This is a genomic window from Roseibium sp. HPY-6 (assembly GCF_040530035.1).
Lineage (GTDB): Bacteria > Pseudomonadota > Alphaproteobacteria > Rhizobiales > Stappiaceae > Roseibium.
Genome location: NZ_JBEWCD010000002.1, coordinates 1922362 through 1945088, shown reverse-complemented (window position 1 = coordinate 1945088; position 22727 = coordinate 1922362). Strand labels below are relative to the sequence as shown.

20 protein-coding genes are annotated in these 22727 nt (G+C 57.1%); 9 read left to right on the top strand and 11 right to left on the bottom strand.

Translation table 11 applies throughout. The features are described 5' to 3' along the window. Positions 1-55 precede the first annotated feature (55 nt). On the bottom strand, positions 56-970 hold the full coding sequence (locus tag ABVF61_RS20220) for a hypothetical protein (RefSeq protein ID WP_353995332.1): 915 nt from the start codon (positions 968-970) through the stop codon (positions 56-58). Positions 971-1293: 323 nt separating this feature from the next. On the opposite strand from ABVF61_RS20220, the gene ABVF61_RS20215 reads away from it, so the two are divergent. Next, positions 1294-2316: a LacI family DNA-binding transcriptional regulator gene (locus ABVF61_RS20215; protein ID WP_353995331.1), complete on the top strand. Its 1023-nt coding sequence runs from the start codon at positions 1294-1296 to the stop codon at positions 2314-2316. A 17-nt stretch (positions 2317-2333) separates the two neighbouring features. Here the strand turns inward: ABVF61_RS20215 and ABVF61_RS20210 are convergent, their stop codons facing one another. Both ABVF61_RS20210 and ABVF61_RS20205 read right to left on the bottom strand, forming a co-directional pair. Next, positions 2334-3035 carry a helix-turn-helix transcriptional regulator gene (locus ABVF61_RS20210; protein WP_353995330.1) on the bottom strand — a complete coding sequence of 234 codons (702 nt, stop codon included), beginning with the start codon at positions 3033-3035 and terminating at the stop codon, positions 2334-2336. A gap of 12 nt (positions 3036-3047) precedes the next feature. Further along, positions 3048-3422 carry a VOC family protein gene (locus tag ABVF61_RS20205; RefSeq protein WP_353995329.1) on the bottom strand — a complete coding sequence of 125 codons (375 nt, stop codon included), beginning with the start codon at positions 3420-3422 and terminating at the stop codon, positions 3048-3050. Between the two features lie 287 nt (positions 3423-3709). Between ABVF61_RS20205 and ABVF61_RS20200 the strand changes: the two genes are divergently transcribed. The 5 genes from ABVF61_RS20200 (at position 3710) to ABVF61_RS20180 (ending at position 9022) form a co-directional block, all read left to right on the top strand. Continuing rightward, positions 3710-5650: a calcineurin-like phosphoesterase C-terminal domain-containing protein gene (locus ABVF61_RS20200; protein WP_353995328.1), complete on the top strand. Its 1941-nt coding sequence runs from the start codon at positions 3710-3712 to the stop codon at positions 5648-5650. Positions 5651-5728: 78 nt separating this feature from the next. Beyond that, entirely contained in the window at positions 5729-6994 is a 1266-nt protein-coding gene (locus ABVF61_RS20195; protein WP_353995327.1) for a HupE/UreJ family protein, read from the top strand. A 194-nt stretch (positions 6995-7188) separates the two neighbouring features. Further along, on the top strand, positions 7189-7443 hold the full coding sequence (locus tag ABVF61_RS20190) for an HP1242/YdcH family protein (protein ID WP_353995326.1): 255 nt from the start codon (positions 7189-7191) through the stop codon (positions 7441-7443). Between the two features lie 327 nt (positions 7444-7770). Continuing rightward, on the top strand, positions 7771-8214 hold the full coding sequence (locus ABVF61_RS20185) for a hypothetical protein (protein ID WP_353995325.1): 444 nt from the start codon (positions 7771-7773) through the stop codon (positions 8212-8214). Between the two features lie 55 nt (positions 8215-8269). Next, complete coding sequence (locus ABVF61_RS20180) at positions 8270-9022, top strand: SDR family NAD(P)-dependent oxidoreductase (protein ID WP_353995324.1); 753 nt, start codon at positions 8270-8272, stop codon at positions 9020-9022. Between the two features lie 4 nt (positions 9023-9026). Here ABVF61_RS20180 and ABVF61_RS20175 read toward each other — a convergent pair whose 3' ends face one another. Further along, the gene (locus ABVF61_RS20175; protein ID WP_353995323.1) at positions 9027-9455 is read right to left on the bottom strand and encodes a secondary thiamine-phosphate synthase enzyme YjbQ; all 429 of its coding nucleotides are present in this window, start codon (positions 9453-9455) and stop codon (positions 9027-9029) included. A 145-nt stretch (positions 9456-9600) separates the two neighbouring features. On the opposite strand from ABVF61_RS20175, the gene ABVF61_RS20170 reads away from it, so the two are divergent. After that, positions 9601-10884, top strand: a complete 1284-nt coding sequence (locus tag ABVF61_RS20170) for a glycosyltransferase (RefSeq protein WP_353995322.1) — start codon at positions 9601-9603, stop codon at positions 10882-10884. Positions 10885-11011: 127 nt separating this feature from the next. Next, positions 11012-12658: an FMN-binding glutamate synthase family protein gene (locus ABVF61_RS20165; protein WP_502949983.1), complete on the top strand. Its 1647-nt coding sequence runs from the start codon at positions 11012-11014 to the stop codon at positions 12656-12658. A gap of 122 nt (positions 12659-12780) precedes the next feature. Here ABVF61_RS20165 and ABVF61_RS20160 read toward each other — a convergent pair whose 3' ends face one another. The 6 genes from ABVF61_RS20160 to ABVF61_RS20135 form a co-directional block, all read right to left on the bottom strand. Further along, positions 12781-14631 carry a flotillin family protein gene (locus ABVF61_RS20160; protein WP_353995321.1) on the bottom strand — a complete coding sequence of 617 codons (1851 nt, stop codon included), beginning with the start codon at positions 14629-14631 and terminating at the stop codon, positions 12781-12783. A gap of 51 nt (positions 14632-14682) precedes the next feature. Continuing rightward, positions 14683-15444 carry a YqiJ family protein gene (locus ABVF61_RS20155; protein ID WP_353995320.1) on the bottom strand — a complete coding sequence of 254 codons (762 nt, stop codon included), beginning with the start codon at positions 15442-15444 and terminating at the stop codon, positions 14683-14685. A gap of 2 nt (positions 15445-15446) precedes the next feature. After that, the gene (locus tag ABVF61_RS20150) at positions 15447-16130 is read right to left on the bottom strand and encodes a PspA/IM30 family protein (RefSeq protein WP_353995319.1); all 684 of its coding nucleotides are present in this window, start codon (positions 16128-16130) and stop codon (positions 15447-15449) included. Positions 16131-16261: 131 nt separating this feature from the next. Further along, positions 16262-16771 carry a hypothetical protein gene (locus ABVF61_RS20145; RefSeq protein WP_353995318.1) on the bottom strand — a complete coding sequence of 170 codons (510 nt, stop codon included), beginning with the start codon at positions 16769-16771 and terminating at the stop codon, positions 16262-16264. A 274-nt stretch (positions 16772-17045) separates the two neighbouring features. After that, the gene (locus ABVF61_RS20140) at positions 17046-17891 is read right to left on the bottom strand and encodes a helix-turn-helix domain-containing protein (protein WP_353995317.1); all 846 of its coding nucleotides are present in this window, start codon (positions 17889-17891) and stop codon (positions 17046-17048) included. 79 nt (positions 17892-17970) lie between these two features. After that, positions 17971-19497 carry a pyruvate kinase gene (locus tag ABVF61_RS20135; RefSeq protein ID WP_353995316.1) on the bottom strand — a complete coding sequence of 509 codons (1527 nt, stop codon included), beginning with the start codon at positions 19495-19497 and terminating at the stop codon, positions 17971-17973. Between the two features lie 187 nt (positions 19498-19684). Between ABVF61_RS20135 and ABVF61_RS20130 the strand changes: the two genes are divergently transcribed. After that, complete coding sequence (locus ABVF61_RS20130) at positions 19685-20779, top strand: class I SAM-dependent methyltransferase (RefSeq protein WP_353995315.1); 1095 nt, start codon at positions 19685-19687, stop codon at positions 20777-20779. Positions 20780-20815: 36 nt separating this feature from the next. On the opposite strand, the gene ABVF61_RS20125 is transcribed toward ABVF61_RS20130, so the two are convergent. Continuing rightward, positions 20816-22699 (bottom strand): ABC transporter ATP-binding protein, encoded by a 1884-nt coding sequence (locus ABVF61_RS20125; RefSeq protein WP_353995314.1) that lies wholly within the window; start codon positions 22697-22699, stop codon positions 20816-20818. Between the last annotated feature and the right edge of the window lie 28 nt (positions 22700-22727).

Sequence of the window (22727 nt, the reverse complement as noted above, 5' to 3'; positions counted from 1 at the left end):
GCAGTTGGCGTCCGTTTCCCGTTGACCAGATGACCGGTCAGCTCGGTCGAGCGCGTTATACGATGCATTCAATACCGACGAGCCTTGCGCCAACGCGGTTGTTCTGCATGTCGATTTCGCCGCTCTTGATCGCCAGTTCCTTGCGTTTCGCTTCCAGGCGGGTCGCCTCTGCCTTCATGCCCTGCAGCCCGACCATGATCTCGTCCCACTCGGCCTTGCAGTCCGTGGAGCCGAATTTTGCGGTCACCTTTTTCATGACAATGCCGCGCAGGTCGATCTGCGTCCCTTTCCAGTTAAGCGAGACCCAATCCGACATGAAGTTGAATTTGTCGAACTGCATGCGCACACCATAGACAGATTCCATGATGCCACCGTAGTAGGTGGTCATGTTCATGCCGAAAATGCTCTGGAAATCCCATCCGTACTTCTCGCTGAAGTAGGAGCCCTTGTACTTTATCGTATGAGACTTGTCGTAGGTATGGTCTGACTTTCCCTTTACCTTGACTTCCTGATCGTTGCACTCGAGCTTCATCTTGCTCGCGCTCTTAAGCGTCATGTTCCCTTTTTCAGTGCTTACGTCGATATTGTCCTCGACCACCGTGGACATGCTGCCGTCAACATCGAGAACATGGTCACCGTTTGTCTTCTGGTGGTAGTCTGCCGATTCAATGTACATGCGTTCGGCGGATTTGAGCAGAATGCGGCCATCGCACGACATCATGATGCCTTGTGACCCGCCGGCAGCATTCGTGTAGACCGAGGTGTCGTCTTCCTCGTCGGAAATGTGCTTGGCGGGAAACAGTTCGTCGTGGTGCTGGTTCTCGAACGAACGCCGCTCGACTTCCGAATACTCGCCTAAACGCAGAAACGTTCCAATGTTGTCCGTCGAATCGCTGTTGCTGTTCGAAGGAACGAGATAAAACATCGTCCGTCTTGCATTTCGTGAATTGTGACCGGCGCGAGGTGGCATGGTTGTTTCTCCTAACGTCTTGTTTTGTTTATCGTGGGAGACACGACGGCGGCAGGTTCTGCTTCGTTCCTACTTAGCACTTCTGACACCTTGAGACGTGATCTATGTCACAAAACTGTGACGTTGGACTTAATGAACACGTGCAGAAAACTCAATAACACCACAAAATCGAATGTGCAGAACAAACGAAAATTTATGTTCTGACCTTTAAGAACACAACTTCGCAATGCTTTTCCCTGTGCGTGTATTCAGCCGCAACCGGCAGCCGCGATCCGTCTATATGAGACTTGCAAGACGTTGTGATCAAAACCAAACTTCATTGCATGACACACCGTTTCCCCGTCAAGGAAATCGCGCTTCAATCGGGTCTGAGCACTGCCACCATCGACCGGGTCTTGAACAATCGTGCAAACGTCAGTCCCCAGACGCGCCGGCGCGTGACCGATGCCATTGAGGAACTTGCGCGCCAGGAGGCACAGCTGGCCGCCAGGGGCCGACGCTTCTTCATCGATATCGTTGTGGAAGCTCCTGCCCGCTTCACGCGTGAAATCCGTAAGGCGACAGAGGCGGTGTTGCCCGATTTCAGACCTGCGGCGCTCAGACCCCGCTTTGTTTTTTCCGAAATGATGACAACGGCTGAGACCGTCTCGTGCCTGGAGCGTATCCGCAGCCGGGGCAGCCAGGGCGTTTGTCTCAAAGCCAGGGATACGGAAGGCGTTCGAGAAGCCATTGCACTCCTCGTTCGCAAGGGCATCCCCGTTCTCACGCTCTTCACGGACATACCGGGTTCAGAAAGGCTTGCCTATGCAGGCCTTAACAACGCCAGAGCGGGCCAAACAGCAGCTTATCTCATGCACAAGCTTCTGCATGACGGTCAAAGATGCGTATTGACGACGCTCAGCCAGCACACCTTCCAGGGCGAAGAAGAGCGCTTCACGGCATTTCGCGCTGAACTTCATCAGCACCGGCCGGACATCGAACTCATCGACGCCAGCGGCGGTGGTGGCCTCAGCCCGGCGACGGCACAGGAAGTTGGCCAGCAGCTTAATGGCGAGCAGGAGATCGCCGGCGTCTATTCCATGGGCGGCGGGAATGTTGCGGTTCTGGGAGCGCTTGAAGCGGCCGGCAAATCACCCGCCGTGTTCATCGCCCATGATCTTGACGAAGACAATCTGGAGCTTTTGCGCGCCGAGAAGCTTTCGCTGGTGCTTCACCATGACCTGCGCGACGACATGCGGGCGGCGTTGCGGCACATTCTTTCCTTTCACGGCATCGGTGCTCCACCGGACGTTTGGGAAAGCGACATACAAGTGGTCACGCCAAAGAATATTCCGACCCGGTTTTGATCCTTGAGCATATGGCACTATGCGTTCGGGCGTCCGTAACCTTGTTGCTCCATGGCCCTATAAAAATCTTTCAATGTCTTGCCGGGTTCAGGGCGAAAACTGTCACCCGTTTCGGTGGCGTCCGACATACGGTCTAGCCGAAACATCCGAAAATCGTGACGAAGCTCGCACCAGGCGACCAACGTCCAGACCTTGCCCCAGAACCAGAGCCCGAGGGGCCGGATCACCCGGCTGGAAGCATCGCCCTTGCCGTCCAGATAGGAAATCGACAATCGCTTGCGCGCATCAGCCGATGCCTCAAGAAAATCGATAAGCGTGCGCACTTGCGGTGTCATCTCAGCCGCAAAGGCGTGGATTTCTACCTCGTTTTGGCGAACGCGCGCTTTTTCCGGAATGACGGCGTCAATCTTGATCATGGCCTCTTCGGCCGCACGCGCCATGGCCGCACCACCCCAGGCACGTATCAGGCGGGCTCCAGCCAAAAGGGCAACGATTTCGTCTCGGGTGAACATCAGAGGCGGCAGATCGTAGCCGTCACGCATGATATAGCCGACACCCGCTGCCCCCTCGATGGGAACGCCGGATGCCTGAAGATCGGCGACATCGCGGTATATGGTCCGCTCCGAAACTTCCAGCCATTCGGACAACTGACGTGCCCGGACCAGCCGTCCGCCACGCAGATATTGAACTATCTGGAACAGGCGGTCGGCTCGTCTCATGCGGCAGGCTCCTTACGAGGCAAACAAACCGATCGAATTGCCGTCCGGATCGGTTCCATAGGCGAATCGGCCGGAAGGGATTGCGATCGGGTCGGATACTACCTCGCCGCCCGCTTTTGCAAAGCGTTCCATTGTGGCCTCAAGACTGTCAGGACAGGCAATATGGACTGTCGGTCCTGAGCCATTTGACGCAGGCTTGCCAGGATACAAATGCCCGGCGACACCCATCTGGTCCTTGGTCGGGAACATGGCAATATGGTTGGGGCCCATGTCCGTCACACGGTTGAGTTCAGTTTGAAAAACTTCGTTATAGAAGCTGATTGCCTTGTCCAGATCAGAAACGGGAATTTCCATCCAGACGGTGAAATGATCAGGGGCAAACGACATTTTCGGTCTCCTTGCGTGGTGTGATGGAAGCACCCTAGCAAGGTCCTCCTGACAGCCTTCTGTCAGGAGAAAACGTCTTTTGCTTCAGCTTTCACGCCAGCTTTTCCGCCGTTTTTTTTGAAAGAACGAAAAGTGTCAAAACGCGCATATGACAGTTATGCTGACTTCATGACAGTGCGTGCACCACCCCTGCCACAAAACTTTAACGTGAAGGACAACCTATCGTCATTGAAGCCCACCAAAGTGTGAGCTGGCTGACCCAACAGCCCTATCCCTCGGAGGCTCTCATGAAAAGAATGACCTTGGCCCTGCTGCTGGCAGGCACAAGCGTGATTGCGCCCGGCGCATTCGCGAAAGATGCAAGTTACGTCGGTTCTGTTGACGTTGTACGCGGCGACCAGCCTGCAGAAAAAGCGACCGGCAAAGTATTTATCGATGCGAACCGCAATTCGAAGCTGGATGAAGGCGAAGCAGGTGTTGCCGGCGTTCTGGTGTCAAACGGACGCGAAGTGGTTGTGACCGGCGACGATGGCCGCTATGAGTTGCCGGCCTATGACGACATGAATCTCTTTGTCACCAAGCCGGCAGGATACGCGACACCGCTCAGCGAAGACATGGTTCCGCAGTTTAACTATGTCCACAAAGTCGCCGGTTCTCCGGACTTGCGCTTCGGCGGCATCCAGCCGACAGGCCCTTTGCCGCAAGCCGTGAATTTTCCGCTGATCGAGGATCAGGTGGGCGACACTTTCCAGTGCCTGGTTTTCGGGGATACGCAGCCCTATTCAAACCAGGAAATCAGCTATGTCCGCCAGACTGTCGGCAACATGCTGGCCAACCGCGACAATTCGGAAACGCAGTGCCTCCTCTTTGAAGGCGACGTGATGGGCGATGACCTCTCGCTCTATCCCCGTTTCAGAAAGATCATCGCTGCAGGTGGTGTTCCGCAATATTATGTCGCCGGCAATCACGACCTCGACTTTGATGCCAAGAACGATGCTGACAGCTTCGATACCTTTCGCCGCGAGTTCGGCCCGGAATACTACTCCTTCGACATCGGTCAGGTGCATTTCGTCGTGCTCGATGACGTTCGCTATCCGTGTAACGGTGTCGATGCCCACTCGTTCTGTGATCTCTCGGCCAAGCCGTCCTACAACGGCGTCATCTCCGAGCGCCAGCTGGAATGGCTGAAAAACGATCTTGCAAACGTGCCGCAGGACAAGCTGATCGTTTTGAATGCGCACATTCCGTTCGTGACCTACACGGATGCCGAGGCGCAGAAGCACCAGGTAGACAATCTCGACAAGCTCTACGAACTCATCGGTGATCGCCCTGCCCTCGGCCTGTCAGGTCACACCCACACGACCGAACAGATCCTGCCTGGCGAGTACTTCGAAGGATGGGAAGCGGCGACGAACACCGGCCCCGCAAAATTCCACCAGATCGTCACCGGCGCCGTGTCCGGGTCCTGGTGGGCGGGTGATCTGAACAGCAGCGGTGTTCCGCATGGAACGCAGCGTCTCGGTTCACCGCGCGGCTATTACGTCCTGGACTTCTCAGGACCGGATTATGTCGACACCTATATGACCTTCGAGGGCACTGAGACCGATCAGCTGCACGTTTCCTTCAACACCCCCCGCTTCCGCGAGTGGGCGGAAAAACTGGTCAGCTATACCGATCTCTATGATGTACCGAGCGACATCATCCCACCGGTTACCGTGAACGACCTCGGCGACATGGACATGCTGACCCGTGAAGACCTCAACGACACGACCTTTGTGGCCATCAACGTGTGGAACGGATCGAAAGAAAGCAAAGTGTCTTTCGCCATCAACGGCGGCACACCAACAGAGGCTGTGCGCACCCAGAAAGGTGAAGGCGAAGCGGTTCTGGATGGCCCGACCTATGCCGACCCGCTTGCGCTTGCCAAGCAATCCACCAACGGCCGCATCGCTGTAAGAAGCGCCGAAGGTGGCGAGGAAACAGCGGGTTTCTACACCTGGCAGGGAACGCATTGGACGGGTGCAGCCGGGCCATTCCAAAACTGGATGCTGTCGACCAAATCCAGCCACCTGTGGCGGGCCGAATTGCCGGCAGACCTGCCCGTCGGTCTTCATACCCTCGAAGTAACGACAACGGACCGCTACGGACGCACATTTACACAGACCAAGACCTTTGAGGTTGTCGAAGACCTGCCGCAAATGACGTGGCAGGAAGAGTTTTGGCAATAACGGCTCGGCGTCGGAGCAAAGTTGTTGCAAACTCTCTCCCGGGCGCGCTGCGCCCGGGACCCGTATCGGAACGAGATCATGACATTTCTACCCGCAGCCTGTTTCAGAGTTTTCCAAATCACCGCCCTCTTCCTTGCGCTCGCAGGCCTTTTTGCGCTTCCGGCCAATGCGCATTTTACGGAAGGAACGAAGGTGCGGACCCTCCTCGTTGCGGAGGATAACGGCACTCTCACACTCTATGTCCGGGCACCGGCACCGCTCGTCTTTTCCGATCTGGTGGGCCGGGCCCAAGTGGATCAGGCACCCCTTGTCTCACCTTTTCTGCGCCTTGAGACTACGGGAACGGGCGTGCGCTACAGACTGGACATGGCCGCAGTCGATCGCGATCCCGAGGCCTTCGAAAGCCGCCTTCAAAAGACACTCATTGTCTCTCAGGCCGGCCTCGACCTTGAGACCGTGCTGACGGGATTTACGATCCGGGCCCGCCGGCCCGCGCAAACACTCGATACTGCAGCCTCCGCGCGCGCAGCCATTCAATTGGACAACACGTCGCTCGATCCGGCTTTTGGAGCGGCCATCATCGACTACGCCTTGCAGATAACAAGCACCGATCCGGCCGGTGTGCTTGAAGTGCGGTCCGGATATCCACCGTTGCTCCCTGGCCCGGGGGTTGCGATCGAAAATCATCTTGTTGATGCGAGAATGGATCCGCCGGTTTCAACGACCGCGCCCGGCCAACTCGAAACACCGGCCGTCATTGACGGATCGCGCCTGTCGACTTTCCTTCATTTCGTCTATCAGGGCATGCTTCACATCCTGGAGGGCCTCGATCATGTACTGCTGGTCATCGCACTGGCGCTTGGCGTGGGAGCGACGCGCAAGCTGATCTATCTCGTCACGGCCTTCACGATCGGACATTCCGTTACCCTTATTGCAACGTTTCTGGGCGCGACACCTTCGTGGCCATGGTTCATTCCGCTGGTTGAAGCGGCGATTGCCGCCTCGGTTCTATATGCGGCAGTCGCAGCAATGATCCAAAGATCCGGGTCAATTCTTGTCTTTTCGGGGATCGGGCTTCTGCACGGTCTTGGCTTTTCCTTTGTTCTCGGCGACATCCTGGGCCGAGATGCACCGGATCTCGTTCTTGCCCTGCTCGCCTTCAACCTCGGCATCGAAGTCGGTCAGCTTCTGATCCTGGCCGTGACACTCATCATGGTTTTCGTCCTTGAGCAATTGGCCACACCCGCCCTCAGACCAGCGAGACTGGGTACCTTGACCGCGATCGCGATCCTGTCAGCGTGGTGGGTCGCGGAAAGGGTTGGCGGAGTTGTTTCTGCGGTGTGATCACCTTTTAGATGGCATTTTGAGCCGGTTTCTTGAGCGTTGGCCCCGGTCGCTTTTGGGAATTGATCTCGCTGGCGCTCGGAAAAGCGCCCATCTATGGCTTTGATGTTGCTTCCAATTGCCGATCGATTGATCTGTCTCAAGGTGGCAGGCACAACTTGACGGCACCTTGTGGGTCTTAAATGGAGGCCTGCATGAGTCACGTTCCGCACGAACTGCACGAAGAATTCCCGGAAGCTGAAGAAACCCTGCGCACGCTTAAAGCCAATGACGCTCATTTTGCGCGCCTGGCGGACGAATACCACACCATAAACCGGGAAGTGCATCGCATTGAAACCAATGTGGAACCGGCTGCCGATGAGGTTCTGGAAAACCTCAAGAAAAAACGCCTTCACCTGAAAGACCAGATTGCCGCCATGATTGCGGCAGCGGTAAACACCGTGACCTGAGCCCCTCCTTTTCAGGCCGGTGTGAGTGCCCGCGTCGTCCCCGTCCGACGGCGCGGGCCGCCCTAGGGCAAATCTATCGAATACAAAAAAATGGCGCCAGGACTTTACAAAAAGCCCGGCGCCAGTTTGGGGAGGAACGACCCTCATCGTTCGAGTAAAATGTGAGTTTTTTCGGCGAGACTTACAAGGAAATAAAGTGTGAGATAAGTGTGAGTAGTCCGTCAGATTATTCTCAAAAATTGTTTAATTACAAAGAATTAGAAGAGAGCTTGACGAACCGGCAGCAGTGATATTTGCTCTGTGATATCTTCAATTTCGGAGCAATTCATGGCTAAACTTCTAACTTCAATTTGCTCCCTAATGTTGCTGTTTCCAAACCTTGTTCACGCAGCCGATTACTGCGTTGACGTCAATTCCAAAAAAGGCTGGCAAGGTGTGACGATTCCAGACGGAAAGGTTCGAAAAGTGAGCTTTTCCGGTAGCTGGAGCGTCATAGCAGGTCTCTACAAGCCGGTCGGTCCACGCGGATACTCCGGCAATGACGCAAAAAAGCTCGGACCGCTCTATGGCTATAAGTTTGATCAGTCCTATGCTTTTGGGGAAATGCTCGTTCGCGATCAGTCCGGACGAATCGTCCCCTTCGCCGAATTTACGGCTCTAGCGGCCACGGCCCGCAACCCCGCGGGAAATTATGCGTTCCGGATAAACGACGTCGATGGGGCGCTTTGGGACAATGCCGGAACGATAAGCGTTTGTATTTCGATGAGATGAAGTCCAGACCACTCTCCGCGAGAGTATTGCAATGTCATCGTTTCAGTGAGGAAAAATGTCCCGAAAAACGGCCCTTGTGACAGGCGCAGCGCGTGGGATCGGTCTTGCAACAGCCCACTTGATGCTCAAGCGCGGCTGGCAGGTTGCGATGCTTGACCGTGACGCAGAAGAACTGACGCTTGCCGCGCAGGATCTCGATGGCGCTAAGCCGTTTGTCTGCGATGTATCGGATCCAGGCCAGGTTGAGGTGGCGCTCTCTGCCATTTTGGAAAGCTTCGGGCAGCTGGATGCGGTCGTCAACAATGCCGGTGTTGCCATGTTCGGTCCTATGGAGGAGACGGATTTCGAAGCCTGGCGGACGGTCATGGCAACCAATCTGGACGGCGTCTTTCTGGTTTCGCAGGCGGCGATCCCATCGCTCAAACAGACCCGCGGTGCCCTGGTCAATATCGCTTCGATATCGGGACTTCGCGCTTCGACACTACGGGTCGCCTACGGCACATCGAAAGCAGCCGTGATCCACATAACGAAGCAGCAGGCGGCTGAGCTTGGCGAATTCGGCGTGCGCGCCAATTGCGTCTGCCCCGGACCGGTGCGAACCAAGCTCGCCATGGCCGTGCACAGCCAGGACATCATCGAAGCCTATCACGATGCCATTCCGCTCAACCGGTATGGGAGCGAGCAGGAAATTGCGGAAGTGATTGAATTCCTCTGCTCAGACAGGGCCAGCTATGTGACCGGTCAGATCATCGCATCCGACGGCGGCTTTGAGAGCACAGGCATCGGTCTACCGTCACTTCGCACATAGGTCCTCACGCCGATGTCGCCAGAAAATGCGCGGCAACCTGGCGTCGATGCGCGCGCGTCCTGTGCTCAAACAGATAAATCCCCTGCCAGGTTCCAAGCATCATGCGTCCCTGGGCGACCGGTATCGATAGCGAAACCGGCATCATCGCCGCTTTTATATGGGCCGGCATATCGTCCGGGCCCTCATAAGTGTGAACGAGGTAGCTCATGCTCGGATGATCGGACGGGGGTACAAGACGTTCGAAAAACGCTTTCAGGTCCACCTGGACGTCAGGGTCCGCATTCTCCTGGATCAACAGCGAACAAGATGTGTGGCGGACGAAAAGGGTCAGCAGACCGTCTTCCACAGCCGCTTCGTTCAACCAGGAGCTTATGGAATGTGTGAACTCATAAAGGCCTTGCCCTTCGGTTTTGAGCGAAAAAACAGTCTGCATTCCAATCCCCGGTTCTCGCGCCATAACTCTTTGCCAAAGGCCTAAGCGATCGACGCGCTGGTTGCAATTTTTACGGTTCGTCGCCATGTGAGATCCTGGAACGCCTTCCACCCGCCTCGACTGGCCCTCGCCTTTAGAAACCGTCATGAAAAATACCCGCCCGAAAGTCATGATCGCCACTCTGGGGACCCGAGGTGACGTACAGCCTTATGTGGCCCTTGCAGGCGCACTGACCGGCCTTGATGCGGATGTTTTCGTCAGCACGGGCGAAGGTTTCGACGACATGATCGAGAGCGCTGGCGCCCGTGCCCGTCCAGTGCCGGTGAACTTTCAAACCCTGTTGCAACAGGCCGAAGTCAAGGCGGCTCTTCATTCGCTTAAGGGCATGATCAAGGCGGCCCGGCACAGCCTCGTCCTGCAGCAGGAGATAGCCACCACCCTTTGGCAAATCGGGTTGGAGGAAAAACCCGACCTCATCCTCTTCAATCTCAAGGCAACAGTCATGACCCTTGTCGGCCGCAGACTGGGCGTTCCGGCGCTGCCGATATCGCTTCAGCCCGTGACCGCGCCGACGGGGTGTTTTCCGCTGCCGCTCTTCGGATGGCCGGATTGTGGGGCTTTTCTCAATCGCAAGAGTTACGGATTGGCACGCCTTCTGATGCAGGCCGGGCTGCGCCCGCTCTACAAGCCGTTGAAAGCCGAGGCGGCACATGAGCTCTCAATGTCCGGTTCGACGATAGACGGTTTCATGCCGGACGGCTCAGATGCCTTGTCGCTACAGGCTTTTTCATCCGCACTTGTGCCGACCCCGGGCGACTGGTCCAAGCAATTCTGGCAAAGCGGATACTGGTTTACCGAGCCAGATCCGGATTATGCACCTCCGGAGGACCTGGCGCGGTTTCTCGCCGAACGCCCGCCACCGGTTTACCTTGGCTTTGGTTCCATGCCGAGCAAAAATCCGGGTGACCTTGCCAGGATTGTCCTTGGCGCACTTGAGACGACGGGACAACGGGCCGTGCTGGCCAAAGGATGGGGCGGGCTCACCGTGGAAAAATTGCCTCCGTCCCTTTCCGGGCACGTCTTCCTGATCGACAAGGCACCACACAGCTGGCTGTTTCCGAAATGCGCAGGTGTCGTACATCATGGCGGCGCCGGCACAACACACGAGGCACTTCGATGGGGCAAGCCATCGCTTGTTTGCCCTGTCTTCGGCGACCAGCCTTTCTGGGGCCAGCAGGTTCATCGGATCGGCGCAGGACCAGCCCCCATTCGGCAGAAAAAACTGACGGTTGAAAGCCTTGCTGCGGCGCTCGAGGCGCTTGAGACACCCGTCTTTCGGCAAGGCGCTGAAGCAGCAAGAGACACAATCGCCACTGAAGCGGGAGCGAGTGGAGCTGCCGAACGCCTTATGACGCTTCTCAACGCATAACCAAGCGCGATGCTTGCGCATGAAACCGTGCGTGGTCTTGGAGAGAGCCGACGACGTTCACCCTTCCCTTTTGCCCTGCGGCCTGACACAACTAACGCAGCAAGCTTTCTTAGAGGGATTCCCGGCCGTGTTTCCAGCCCGCTACACTGTATTTGCCCTTTGCCTTCTCGTTACCTTTTTCACATTCATATTGATGTTCGCCGTCAGCATTCATTTTGTCTGGCCGCTGCTCATCGCCGGTTTCCTGTCACTGCTCGGGTTCTACGACCTGCAACAGACACGCCATGCAGTCTTGCGCAATTATCCCGTGATCGGGCATTTCCGGTTCCTTTTCGAAGCGATCCGGCCGGAACTCAGGCAGTATTTTTTCGAAAGCAACCAGGATGGGCGCCCCTTCTCCCGCGAGCGCCGCTCCATGGTCTATGACCGGGCCAAGAACATTGAGGACGTTCTGCCATTCGGGACGGAACTGGACGTCTATAACGAGCACTATGGCTGGGTGAACCATTCCATCACGCCGCAGCCGGAGAATCATGAGGAACTCAGGGTCACCATCGGTGGCCCAGACTGCAAACAGCCTTACTCTGCATCGCTATACAACATATCCGCGATGAGTTTCGGCTCGCTCTCCGGCAACGCCATCCTGGCGCTCAACAAAGGAGCGAAGGCGGGCCACTTTTATCACGACACCGGCGAAGGCAGCGTTTCGCGCTATCACCGCGAAGGCGGCGGCGACCTCGTCTGGGAGCTCGGGAGCGGTTACTTCGGATGCAGGGCCGCCGACGGCACCTTCGATCCGGAAAAGTTCAAGGCGCAGGCAAGCAATCCCCAAATCAAGATGATCGAAATCAAGATGAGCCAGGGCGCCAAGCCGGGCCATGGCGGCGTGTTGCCCGGCCCGAAAGTGTCGGAGGAGATTGCCGAAGCACGCGGTGTTCCCGTTGGCGAGGATTGCATTTCTCCAGCGTCTCATTCGGCGTTTTCGACACCGATCGAACTTCTGGAATTCATCAAGACGTTGCGGGACCTTTCCGGCGGGAAACCGGTTGGCTTCAAGCTTTGTATCGGTCACCGCTGGGAGTTCATGGCAATCGTCAAGGCCATGCTGAAAACAGACATAAAACCGGATTTCATTGTCGTTGACGGTGCTGAAGGCGGCACGGGAGCGGCGCCGATCGAATTCGCCAACAGGCTCGGGACGCCGCTCCTGCAGGGGTTGCTCTTCGTTCACAACAGCCTGGTCGCCACCGGCATCCGCGATGACATCAAGCTGGGTGCCAGCGGCAAGCTGATCAGCGCATTCGACATTTCAGGCACCATGTGTCTCGGCGCGGACTGGGTGAACTCTGCACGTGGTTTCATGTTCGCGGTCGGCTGCATCCAGTCGCAGAGTTGCCACACAAACCGCTGCCCGACAGGCGTCGCGACCCAGGACCCGAAGCGCCAGCAGGCGCTTGTCGTGCCGGACAAGGCGGAACGCGTTACCAATTTCCACCGCAACACGCTGAAATCACTGATGGCCTTTACGGCGGCAGCGGGCCTGAAACATCCAAGTGAATTCAGGCCGGAACACTTCTTCTTGCGTGGAGGCGCGCGCGAGATCATGTCTGCGAACACCGCCTTCACCTGGCTGAGAAAAGGCGCGCTTCTGGACGAGGCGCACGACCTTCCCGGCTACTCCGCGTTCTGGGCCATGGCCGATCCGGAGAGTTTCCAGCCGACAAAATCCCTCGACGCCGCCAAGATGCTCAGCCATCACAGAACGCATCATTGATCGGTTTGCCGTTCGACCTTTTGCCTAGTCAATTGCAATTCAGCCTGCAAACCAAATGCTCCTAAATGAAGTGGACCGGCGGATCGCTCCGCCGGTCCATCAGCTCAGACTGTCTGGTCAACCTACGCTTTGGGCACGTCGTCCTGGACAGGCTCGATGGCGGGTGTCTCGGGAGCTGCAATCGCTTCCGCATCAACGCCATTCGACGGAGTGTCCTGCTTCTCCGCTTCGGGAGCAGCAGCAGGCGCTTCGCCAATACCGGCGGTCAGCCCCGAAAGTCCTGATCCGTCCAGACCGACTTCCTTCATCATCGCGTCCAGAAGCGGTGCCTGCGAACGGTACTTCAGAGCGGATGAGACCATCTGGTCGGCGAGGTTTCCACCTCCGGAACCGTTCGGTCCAGCGCCATTTGCAGCCCCACCGACGCCACCGGTCATGCCATCGACCTGGATGATCTTGATGCCGTCGATCTGCTCCATCGGCTTAACGCTTTCAGCAATGATCTGAGGCAACTGCTCCAGAAGCTTGACACGGACCTGCATCGCGATCTGGTCCGGTGACAGAAGGTTCGCAGCCTCGTTGATCGCACGCTGGCCTGCGGCCTCCACTTCATACAGCGCCTTCTCGGCTTCCGCGCGCAGCTTGTCGGCTTCTGCAGAGCCCTGTGCCTCAATACGAAGCTTTGCAGCCTCGGCTTCAGCCGCGATCCGGACAGCTTCTGCGTGGTCGGCAGCCGCCTGCTTCTGCGCTTCAGCGCCAACGGTCACGGCGACAGCGTCCATTTCAGCCGCCTTGCGCGCTTCGATCAATTCGATCTGCTTGTCACGCTCGGCAACCTCGGTCTCGCGGGCTGTGGTGACCTGCTCGGCGGCGCGCGCGGCGATTGCCCGCGCCTCATCGGCCTCGGCCTCCGCCTCGGACTTTTCGCGCGACTTGGCGGCAACGGCGATGTCGCGATCCTGCTCGGCGAGTTCGATCAGCTTCTGCTTGTCGACATTCGCCGCCTCGACGGTGCGCTCCTTTGAGATCTCCCGCTCACGCACCTGCTGGTCCATGGCGATCTGACGCTCGGTGACCGCCTGATTGGATTCAATGTCCTTTTCCTTGACCTTCTGGCTTGCCAGGATCTTGGCCTCTTCGGCCTCACGCTCACGCTCTGCCTGCTGCTTGGCAATCAGCGAGGATTGCTCTGCCCGGCGGATCTCGATCTCGCGCTGCTGCTCCAGCTTTGCGAATTCTTCCTCGCGGGTGATCTGCAGGCGCTCCTGCTCTGCTTCCAGGTTCTTGCGCTGGATCAGAACTTCGGTTTCCTGCTCGATGTCGTTGCGCTTCTTGCGGCGCTCCTCAATCTCCTGCGTGAGCTTGGTGAGACCCTCGGCGTCAAAGGCGTTTTCCGGATTGAAGTACTCGCGGTTGGTCTGGTCGAGACCGGTCAGCGAGACGGATTCCAGTTCAAGACCGTTTTTCAGAATGTCTTCCGAAACAGCAGCCTGCACCTTTTGCACGAAGTTCACGCGCTGCTCGTGCAGCTCTTCCATCGCCATCTCAGCGGCAACCGCGCGCAGCGCGTCGACAAACTTACCTTCAACCAGTTCGCGCAAGGCTTCCGGTTTCATCGTCCGCTGGCCAAGGGTCTGCGCTGCGTTGGCAATCGATTCAATCGTCGGCTGCACGCGCACATAGAACTCGGCCAGCACGTCGACACGCATGCGGTCTCTCGTGATCAGCGCCTGATCGTTGGAACGGCGCACTTCAAGGCGCAGCGTGTTCATGTTGACCGGAATAACGTCGTGCAAGACGGGCAGCACCAAGGTACCGCCATTCATGATAACGCGCTGACCGCCGAAACCGGTCCGTACGAAAGAAACTTCTTTTGAGGATCGGCGGTAGAGACGTGAAATGATCAAACCGATGGCAAGCAGTGCTACAAAGGCAATGCCGACCAGAATTAAAATGCTTATGAGTTGGTCCATAACTAACAACTCCCTTTTTCTTTGATGAAATTTTTGAGCCCGGCACCAGGCTCAGTCGCCGGCGCCGGTCAATGTCGCATTCGTATTGCGGATCGCGGTAAAATGCGGCCCTTTTTGCCGGACAACGATGATGTCCGTTCCCTGCTCCAACTCTTCGCCGTCAACATCCGGCTCGACGAGCAGATAATGGTTCTGGCCGGAGGCGTCCTTCAGACGTGCCTGAGCTGGCAAGCCTGACTTCGCGTGTCCTTGAACGATCACCGCAGGCTTGCCAACGAAAGTCTGCCGCGACACAGCATCGCTTTCGTCTTTTGGCATCACCTTGGACAGTCCGAGCGCTGTAACCCTGGTAAAGGGGAGAGCGCCCGCAAACGCCCCGGCAGAGGCGAGAATGCCCGGCAAGAGAAATCCGGTGACCGATTGCACCAGGCTTTGCAGGACATATCCGGCCAAACCAAATCCGGTGAGAAAGATCACCAGAATGATTAGCGCCGGCACCCGCCCGAAGCACAACCAGCCAAGGATCTGACTGAATATGCCCTGCCCGGCCGGCCCGGTAACCTCAGTGCCGGCGGCAACCGTTTCCAGATCGCCGGGAAGCGCTCCGCCGGATATTTCCGCATCGAAGTCCGGTGCATCCATATCCGGCAGATCCGCATCAGGCAGATCCACCTCGGGAAGCAGGCTGTCGATCATGCTCGACAGACCAAGTCCCATCAGCGTGCCGACGCCTTCTGCTAGCGCAATTGCGATCATCAATCCAAGAGCGACCGCGAACGGCGTGTTCGGCCCGGCTAGGATAAAGTCGACCATGATCAGCCGTCTTTCGCCGATGCCTTCAATGCTGCAAGGCGTTCGGACACCCTGTTCTTGCGCGCCAGATCTTCCAGCTCAGCCAATTTGGTCACATCGGCTTTGTCTGTTGCCAGACCGCCCGGGAGACCTGTGGCCCCCTTCATGACGCGATCGAACGCCTCTTCCGCCTTGCGGGTTTTACCTTCGACGCTGTCTTTCGGTGCGGCAGCCCCAAAACCAGCGCTGTCAGTTGAGCTCTGCTGCTGGGCGCGGCGAAAGTTCTCGAGTTCCGCTTCCATCTCGCGCTTGCGTGCCTGAAGCGCACTTATGTAGCCCTCAAGTTCTTTCTCTTCGCGGCTTGCATCGGCGACAGCTGCTTCGAGCACTGGGATCTGTACTTCCAGATCCAGCTGGCGCGCAATGGCAGCTTCGGCGAGATCGTCACGGCCTTCTTTCACGGCAAGGGCTATCTGGCCCTGCAGTTCTTCGTGGCGCGACGTTGTTTCCCCCAGCCGTGTATTGGCCAGATGCTTGTTCGCCAGGACGCCTGCCAATTCATCACGTACCTGATCCACGGCCCGGTCCACTTCCCGGGTCGCTTCGGCCATGACCGTTTCGGGGGAAGTGTTTTCAATGGAGTCCACCAACTGGTTCACACCGCCGGAAACCAGACGCTTTACGCGTGCAACGAGACCTTCTGCCATCTTTCCTTCCTTTCCGTTCTACTTTTGAAATTCAATAAATTTGTCTAGTCCAAACGAACCGAGGCACGAGCAAGTTCTTTTGCGCCACAGCCTTCAATTTCACTTCGTCATCCAGCCATTGTGGCTATTCTTCAATCGTCCCTGCTCTGACGCTTTTGATCGAGCAGTCGCGCTACTTCCAGGATCGGCGCCAGTCTCTTGTTCATCAGCTCCGGGTCATAGGTCCGGCTTGGTGTGGTCAGTCCGAGATCGAATATTTCTTCAATAAGCGAAAACAGTTCAGCGGAGAGCGCCGCTTCAAACCGAACAAGGTCCTCTTGGTCATTTTCCGGCCCCGGTGCTGAAGCAATCAGCTCTGACAGCATTTCAGGCAAACGCTCATACAGCTTCATGACAAAGTCGGACCTGTGCCCGACTTCCCGCTGCAACTGCCGCAACCCTTTCTCGGCTGGGCGCGCCATGGAGCGTAGCAGGTCTTCGCAGGCTGCAACATCCTGAACGCCCTCCTCGCGCTCACGTGCGGCCTTCAGGATTTCCCGCATTTTGTCGCTCGGCGTCCTGGCGCCCTGAACCTCGTAGCCAGCCAGGAATGCCACGTCGTCGTCACTTAACCTGACACTGATCGGAATACTCTTGGGCATGCGCCTCACCAATCGTCTTCGTTTGTATCGATACGTCTACATATGTATACAAAAGTTTTCACTTGTCAAGAAAAATCGACCAGTAGATGCGAATGACGGCAATGCACCTGCGCATTTGTAAGGCGGTTTTCAAGGTCTTGCATTGTCGAAAATCACACTATGACCGTCTGCGCGAACGGTGCGCTTGAACTGCATTTGCACCCTCAGCCTCGCCAATCGCGCAACCGAAGACGCCGGTATACCGGTCTGCCGTCAAATGAGAAAAAGGCCTGGTTCAGATACTCTCGGCAAGTCCGGCGACAAACTCGCCGGCCTCATGCGAGCGGACCACCGCATGGCGGACGAGATCATCGAAGTGCCCCGCAAAGAGCTGAACGTGACGCGTATTCGAAAAGGCGAGATACCGTTGACCGAGATACAGCGCGGCCCATTTCTGGCCGAAAACCGTAAACGGAGACGAATAGCGATCGGTTGCGCCAAACAGATGTAATCTGAGCGATGGATACAGATCAGAAAGGCTTTGGCCCATGACCAGAAGCTGCTCACGCCGCACTTCCGCGGACAGCCCGGACCAGAGTCCCTCGCCGCGCGCGAAGGCTTCCAGAGCTTCCCGGGACAATGAAATTTCCATGTCGGTTTCGGCGCGGTGCAGCAGCGCTTGCTGGTCCCTCGTTCCTGTGATGGCCTGGTCCGCCGTGCGCAGGGTTTCACCCGCATACTCGTAGGACAGAATAGCGTCTGTCTTCAGGACATCTGGCAGATTGGCCGGTACATGGCGGATCTTCGCGCCAACGGCGTCGCGGAACCATGCCAGGAGATGTTCATCGACAGGATGGCGGTCGGTTTCGGCGACCTGCACGGCCTGATCGAGGATTTCCGCGGCTGCGCCGCGATGTGTCGACAAACCAAGCAACCAGTCGGCAGACACGCCCAGCGCTGTTGAAATCGACGCGAGCGCCTGACCGTTTGGCAGGCGCGGGGCATCTTCCGACAAGAGCTGTGAGACGGTCGACCGATCAAGATTGGCGCCGCGCGCCAGATCACTGCGGTTCATATCCCGGCTGCGGATCGCGTCGGAAAGCCGTTCACGAAACAATACTGCGCGTTCTCGCTTGTCCATGCGTGAGTATTGTCAGCCGCGTTTTGGAAAATCAACAGCATGCTGAACCTAATCAACGATCCGCGTGACGGACCATTCCTCACCACGAACGCAAGGCGCGGAGGGTCGGCGTTTTCTTTGTCATATGACCTTCCATTCGCATCGCAAGCCTGTCGAGCAGTTCAACTGCCTCGTCAACCGCAGGCCCCTTGTTCAGCATCACACATTCGGCCCGCGCAGCCATAGCCGCGTCGGTCATATCGCCTCGGGACGGACTGCCGAATTTCACAAGGCTTTCCAGAACCTGAGTGGCCCAGATCACCGGCGTGCTGGCGGCTTCGCAGATCCAGAGGATTTCTTCCTGCATTTCGGCAAGTCGTTCAAAGCCGATCTCCGAAGCAAGATCCCCTCTTGCGATCATGATGGCCAGCGGTCTGCGAACGCTCGCACGGGCGATCAGAGCCGGCAGATTTTCCACTGCCTCGGGACGCTCGATCTTGGCGACGATACCAAGTGGCTTGTCGCTCAGCTTCATGGCCTGCAACGTGTCTTCCAGGAGGTCGATATCATCCGGTCCGCTCACGAAGGAGTAGCCAATCATGTCGGCCAGGGCGACGACTGTTTTCAGATCACCCTTGTCCTTGTTGGTCAGTGGTGAAATGCCGAGTGAGGTGTCGGGAAGATTGATCCCCTTGTTGGGTTTGATTTTTGCGCCGCCGGCCTTTGACCGGTTTACCTCAACAATGGCTTCGCCATTTGAGACGCTCTTTACGGCGCCTTCCAATTTGCTGTCGTCGTACAGAACCCTGTCGCCAACAGTCAGCCGCTCCACCATTTGCGGCAACGACACGCTTGCGCTGACCATGATTTCCGGGTGTGCGCCAAGCTTCGACGATAATACAAGGCGAAAACGGTCTCCTGGAACCAGCTTGGGAACTTTCTTGACGCTGAAGACGGATTCAATTCGGATCTTGGGACCGGCAATGTCCATCAGGATCCTGACGTCTTTGTTTTCCTTCCTGGCTGCCGCGCTCACCTGCTCGGCCATCTTGCGCCAGACGAAGGGATTGTCGTGTGCACAGTTTATCCGGGCGACGTTCATGCCCTTTCGAACGAGCCGGCGCAAGAGCCTGCTGTCTTCTGCAGCTTCACTTGGTAATGTCACCATGATTCGGCTTCTGCGGTTCACCGGCTTTGGACCGAACAGTTCTGCGGTCACCCGATCAAGATGATCTTGACCGCTGAAGAAGTCTGCATCGGTCTCAAAAGACGCATCCTGCGCCTGCCCTGTCATAGCGGAAAGCGCCGCGAGCACCGCGTCGAAAGTCGGCATCACGCGGCTCTCCAATCGGCCCATGGACGACAGACCGTGACACATCAATCGGCGTTGAAGAGATCTGATATCGTGCCGGCGCAGGCTGATATAGTGAGCCAAATTGATAATTTCCGGCTGGTGTTCCCCAGGACCAAAACCGGCGAGAAGTTTCGATGCATCGCGTAAGACGTGTGTCCGCAAAGCCATCACGTCCCTGAAAAGTGCTTCTAGCTCACTGGCAACGCTGCCTGATTGTCTTTCAGCCAGCGCGGCGCTGTCTTCGATTGCGGATCCATTGTGCCGTAAATCCATCGAAGGACTCCCCACTTATACCGGAAACGTATGTCGCTTCCGTACCCTGCCCCTCGCCTGGCAAGTATACTCTGTTATGTGGCGCTCAATTATGACGCGTATCAATTTGGCCTTTCAACGCATTGCCAAAACGCGCAAATCTGGTGAAATAAAGCGCCGCTGACCCGACGCACCGAACGAGGAAACCATGGCTGAAAACGACACGGCAGGCCGTTCTACGGAAGGCATGGTCGACTACAATGCAAATTCGCTCGTGCAGAAGCAGCACGCGATGGGCAATCATGAACGCATCGCTGACCTTGCAGGCCGTGTCTCGCACTTGCCGGCTCCCCTCAATTTCACCGATTTCGGCTGTGGCCCCGGGCAAAGCACCATCGAAACTGCCCGGCCAGCACTGACAACCTGGCAGGCAGTAGATGTGGCAAAGCCGATATCAATCTGTTTCGCGGATCAACCCGGCAACGACTGGGACGCGCTCATGGCGCTTATCAATAGTGAAACCGGCTTATTGGGGGGCGATCCACCGCCTCGAATAGAGACTGCCGTTGGATCGTTTTATGACCGCATGCTGGATGACAATTCCGTCTCTCTCGCCACCTGTTTTTTTGCCAGCCACTGGCTAAGCGTATCCAGGCCCTATGACGCGCCGGACACCGTCTGGTTCGCGGATCTGACGGGCGAGGCACGACGCGAAATGTGGCGGGCAGCCGAAGCGGACTGGACAAGGTTTCTTCAAATGCGGGCACAAGAAATTCGCTCCGGCGGATACCTTTTTGTCTCAACGCTTGGAGCGGTGCCTGAAGCGGGTGAAATCAACGACACTGCAGCTTCTGGCCGCGGCGTTTACCGCGCTTTGCAGATAGTCACCAAGTCCATGGTGGATGAAGGTTTGCTGGATAGGAAACGAGCGGAAAGCTTCGTTTTCGGACTGTGGTTCATGACCGAGGCAGAGGCGCGCCGGCCGTTTGAGACCAACCCGGACCTTCAGGACGCCTACGAGATCGATATCATTGCCGTTTTGCCCGTCGATGGCGGCGGAGATCTCTTTGCAGGTCATCTCGACGATCCGGCGGAATATGCCCGGCAATATGCGGGATATACGAGAGCCTTTGCAGCGAGCTCTCTGCGCAAGCAGCTTTTCGAACCCACTTTGGGCGCCGGCAAGGATACAAAGTGGCTGGAAGACGAATTTTTCAGGCAATTCGAGGAGCTTTACCGCGAAAAAACAACGGCCTACGCGCTGGAACAGTGGCATCTGAGTGTTGTTTTGAAACGTAATTAATGTCCCTTCGGCCTTTCGATGCTGCCTGAATACTTGCTATTCAGCTGCGCTGAGCGCGAGGAAACCGCCCGACTGCCGCTCCCACAGCGCGGCATAAAGCCCGCCGCGGGCCAACAAGTCGCGATGGGTGCCTTCCTCAACAATCATCCCCTTGTCCATGACAACCAGCCGGTCCATTGCCGCAATTGTCGACAGACGATGGGCGACCGCGAGGGTGGTCCGGCCTTCCATGACTGTAGCAAGGTTCTGCTGGATTGCGATTTCAGCTTCGCTGTCGAGTGCGGACGTCGCCTCGTCGAGGATCAGAATGGGTGCGTTTTTCAAAAGCACCCGGGCAATGGTGATGCGTTGCCGTTGGCCGCCCGAAAGCTTAACGCCCCGATCACCGACATGCGCATCAAGTCCCTCGCGCCCCTTGCTGTCCTTTTGCTCGCTAATGAAGTCAAGCGCCTCGGAAGCTTGTGCAGCCGCGCGGATTTCCTCGTCGCTCGCGTCAGGCTTGCCGTAGCGAATGTTGTCTCTGATAGACCGGTTCAGAAGCGAAATGTCCTGCGTCACGACGCCTATCTGGCTGCGGAGTGATGTTTGCGTGACGTCTCTGACGTCCTGTCCGTCGATCCTGATACTGCCTCCTGAAACATCGCGTAGCCGCATGAGCAACGAAATGACGGTGGATTTGCCCGCGCCAGAAAGCCCTACGAGGCCAACCCGTTCGCCCGGCTCGATCGACAAGCTGAAGGCGTCCAACACCGCCTTGCGGTCCTTGCGATAGGCAAAGGAGACATTGTCAAATCCGATCCTGCCGTCTTCGACCCTCAGCGCAACCGCGCCCGGCCGGTCCTTAATCTCAGGCTGGCTGGTCATGATCGGCATTGCGTCCTTGATCGTTCCCAGCGTGCTCGTGATCGACTGGCCGACACCAATAAAGCTGGAGGATGCCGCCGACAGTGCACGCGTAACCGTCAGGCCGGCAACAAAGTCGCCGATCGTGACCCAGCCGCCCGTCATGCCCCAGAATCCGATCACCACGACGGACAGGATCATCAGCACATTGAGGAAATAGACGCTGCTGTCCGTTAGTATGTAAGCCCTGTTTTCACTATGGCGCGTGTCGATCGTTTCCCCGATGACCTTGCGGATGGCGCCTGCCTCTGAATCTTCCGCCGCAAAGAGCTTGACCATCGCTATATTGGAATAGACGTCGGTCATTGCTCCCGTGGCGCGGGAGTTCGCCGCCGCGACCTTTGCAGACCGCTTCATGTACGTTGGAACAGCGAGCCAGGCGACCAGCGTGTTGGCGACAATCCAGACAAAAACCGGCAAAGCCAGTGGCCATGACAGTGCCACGAGCAACAAAAGCGATCCGCCAAACTGAATCACAAGAAAAGGGATCCGCTCGATTGCGAGCATCATCTGGCGATGGACGGACATTGTCACCTGCGCAATGCGCGAGGCAACCTGCCCGGCAAACGTGTCTTCGAAAAAAGCAAGATCCTGCGCTTCAACAGCCTTGTGGGCCTGCCAGCGCATTGCCGCCGGCAGAAGAATGCGGACCGTTTGAAAAGCAAAGGTCTGGCGCAAAAGAAAGACCAGCGGATCCAGGATAACGAACAGACCGAAGAAACCGAGCAACGCCCAGCCGTGGTCCGTCAAAAACTGCGATGCACCTTGTTCCGTGACGCCGTCAACGACATAGGCGATTGCCCAGATTCCGGCCAGCCCCAGCACCGATGAGATCATCGCCAGCGCACTCACGATCAGAAGCTGCCGGCGAAACATCTTGGCAAAATGCCATACGAGCCTGAGCGGCCCCTGGTCCGGCAAGCGTGTCACGGGCAGGTCGAGCGGCTTCAGGTGTGTTTCGAACGGGCGAAAATATCTGTCGATCAGCCCGGCAAGCAATGGCCTGGCAAATGCCACACTTCAAACTCCCGGAGTTGCGGTTAGA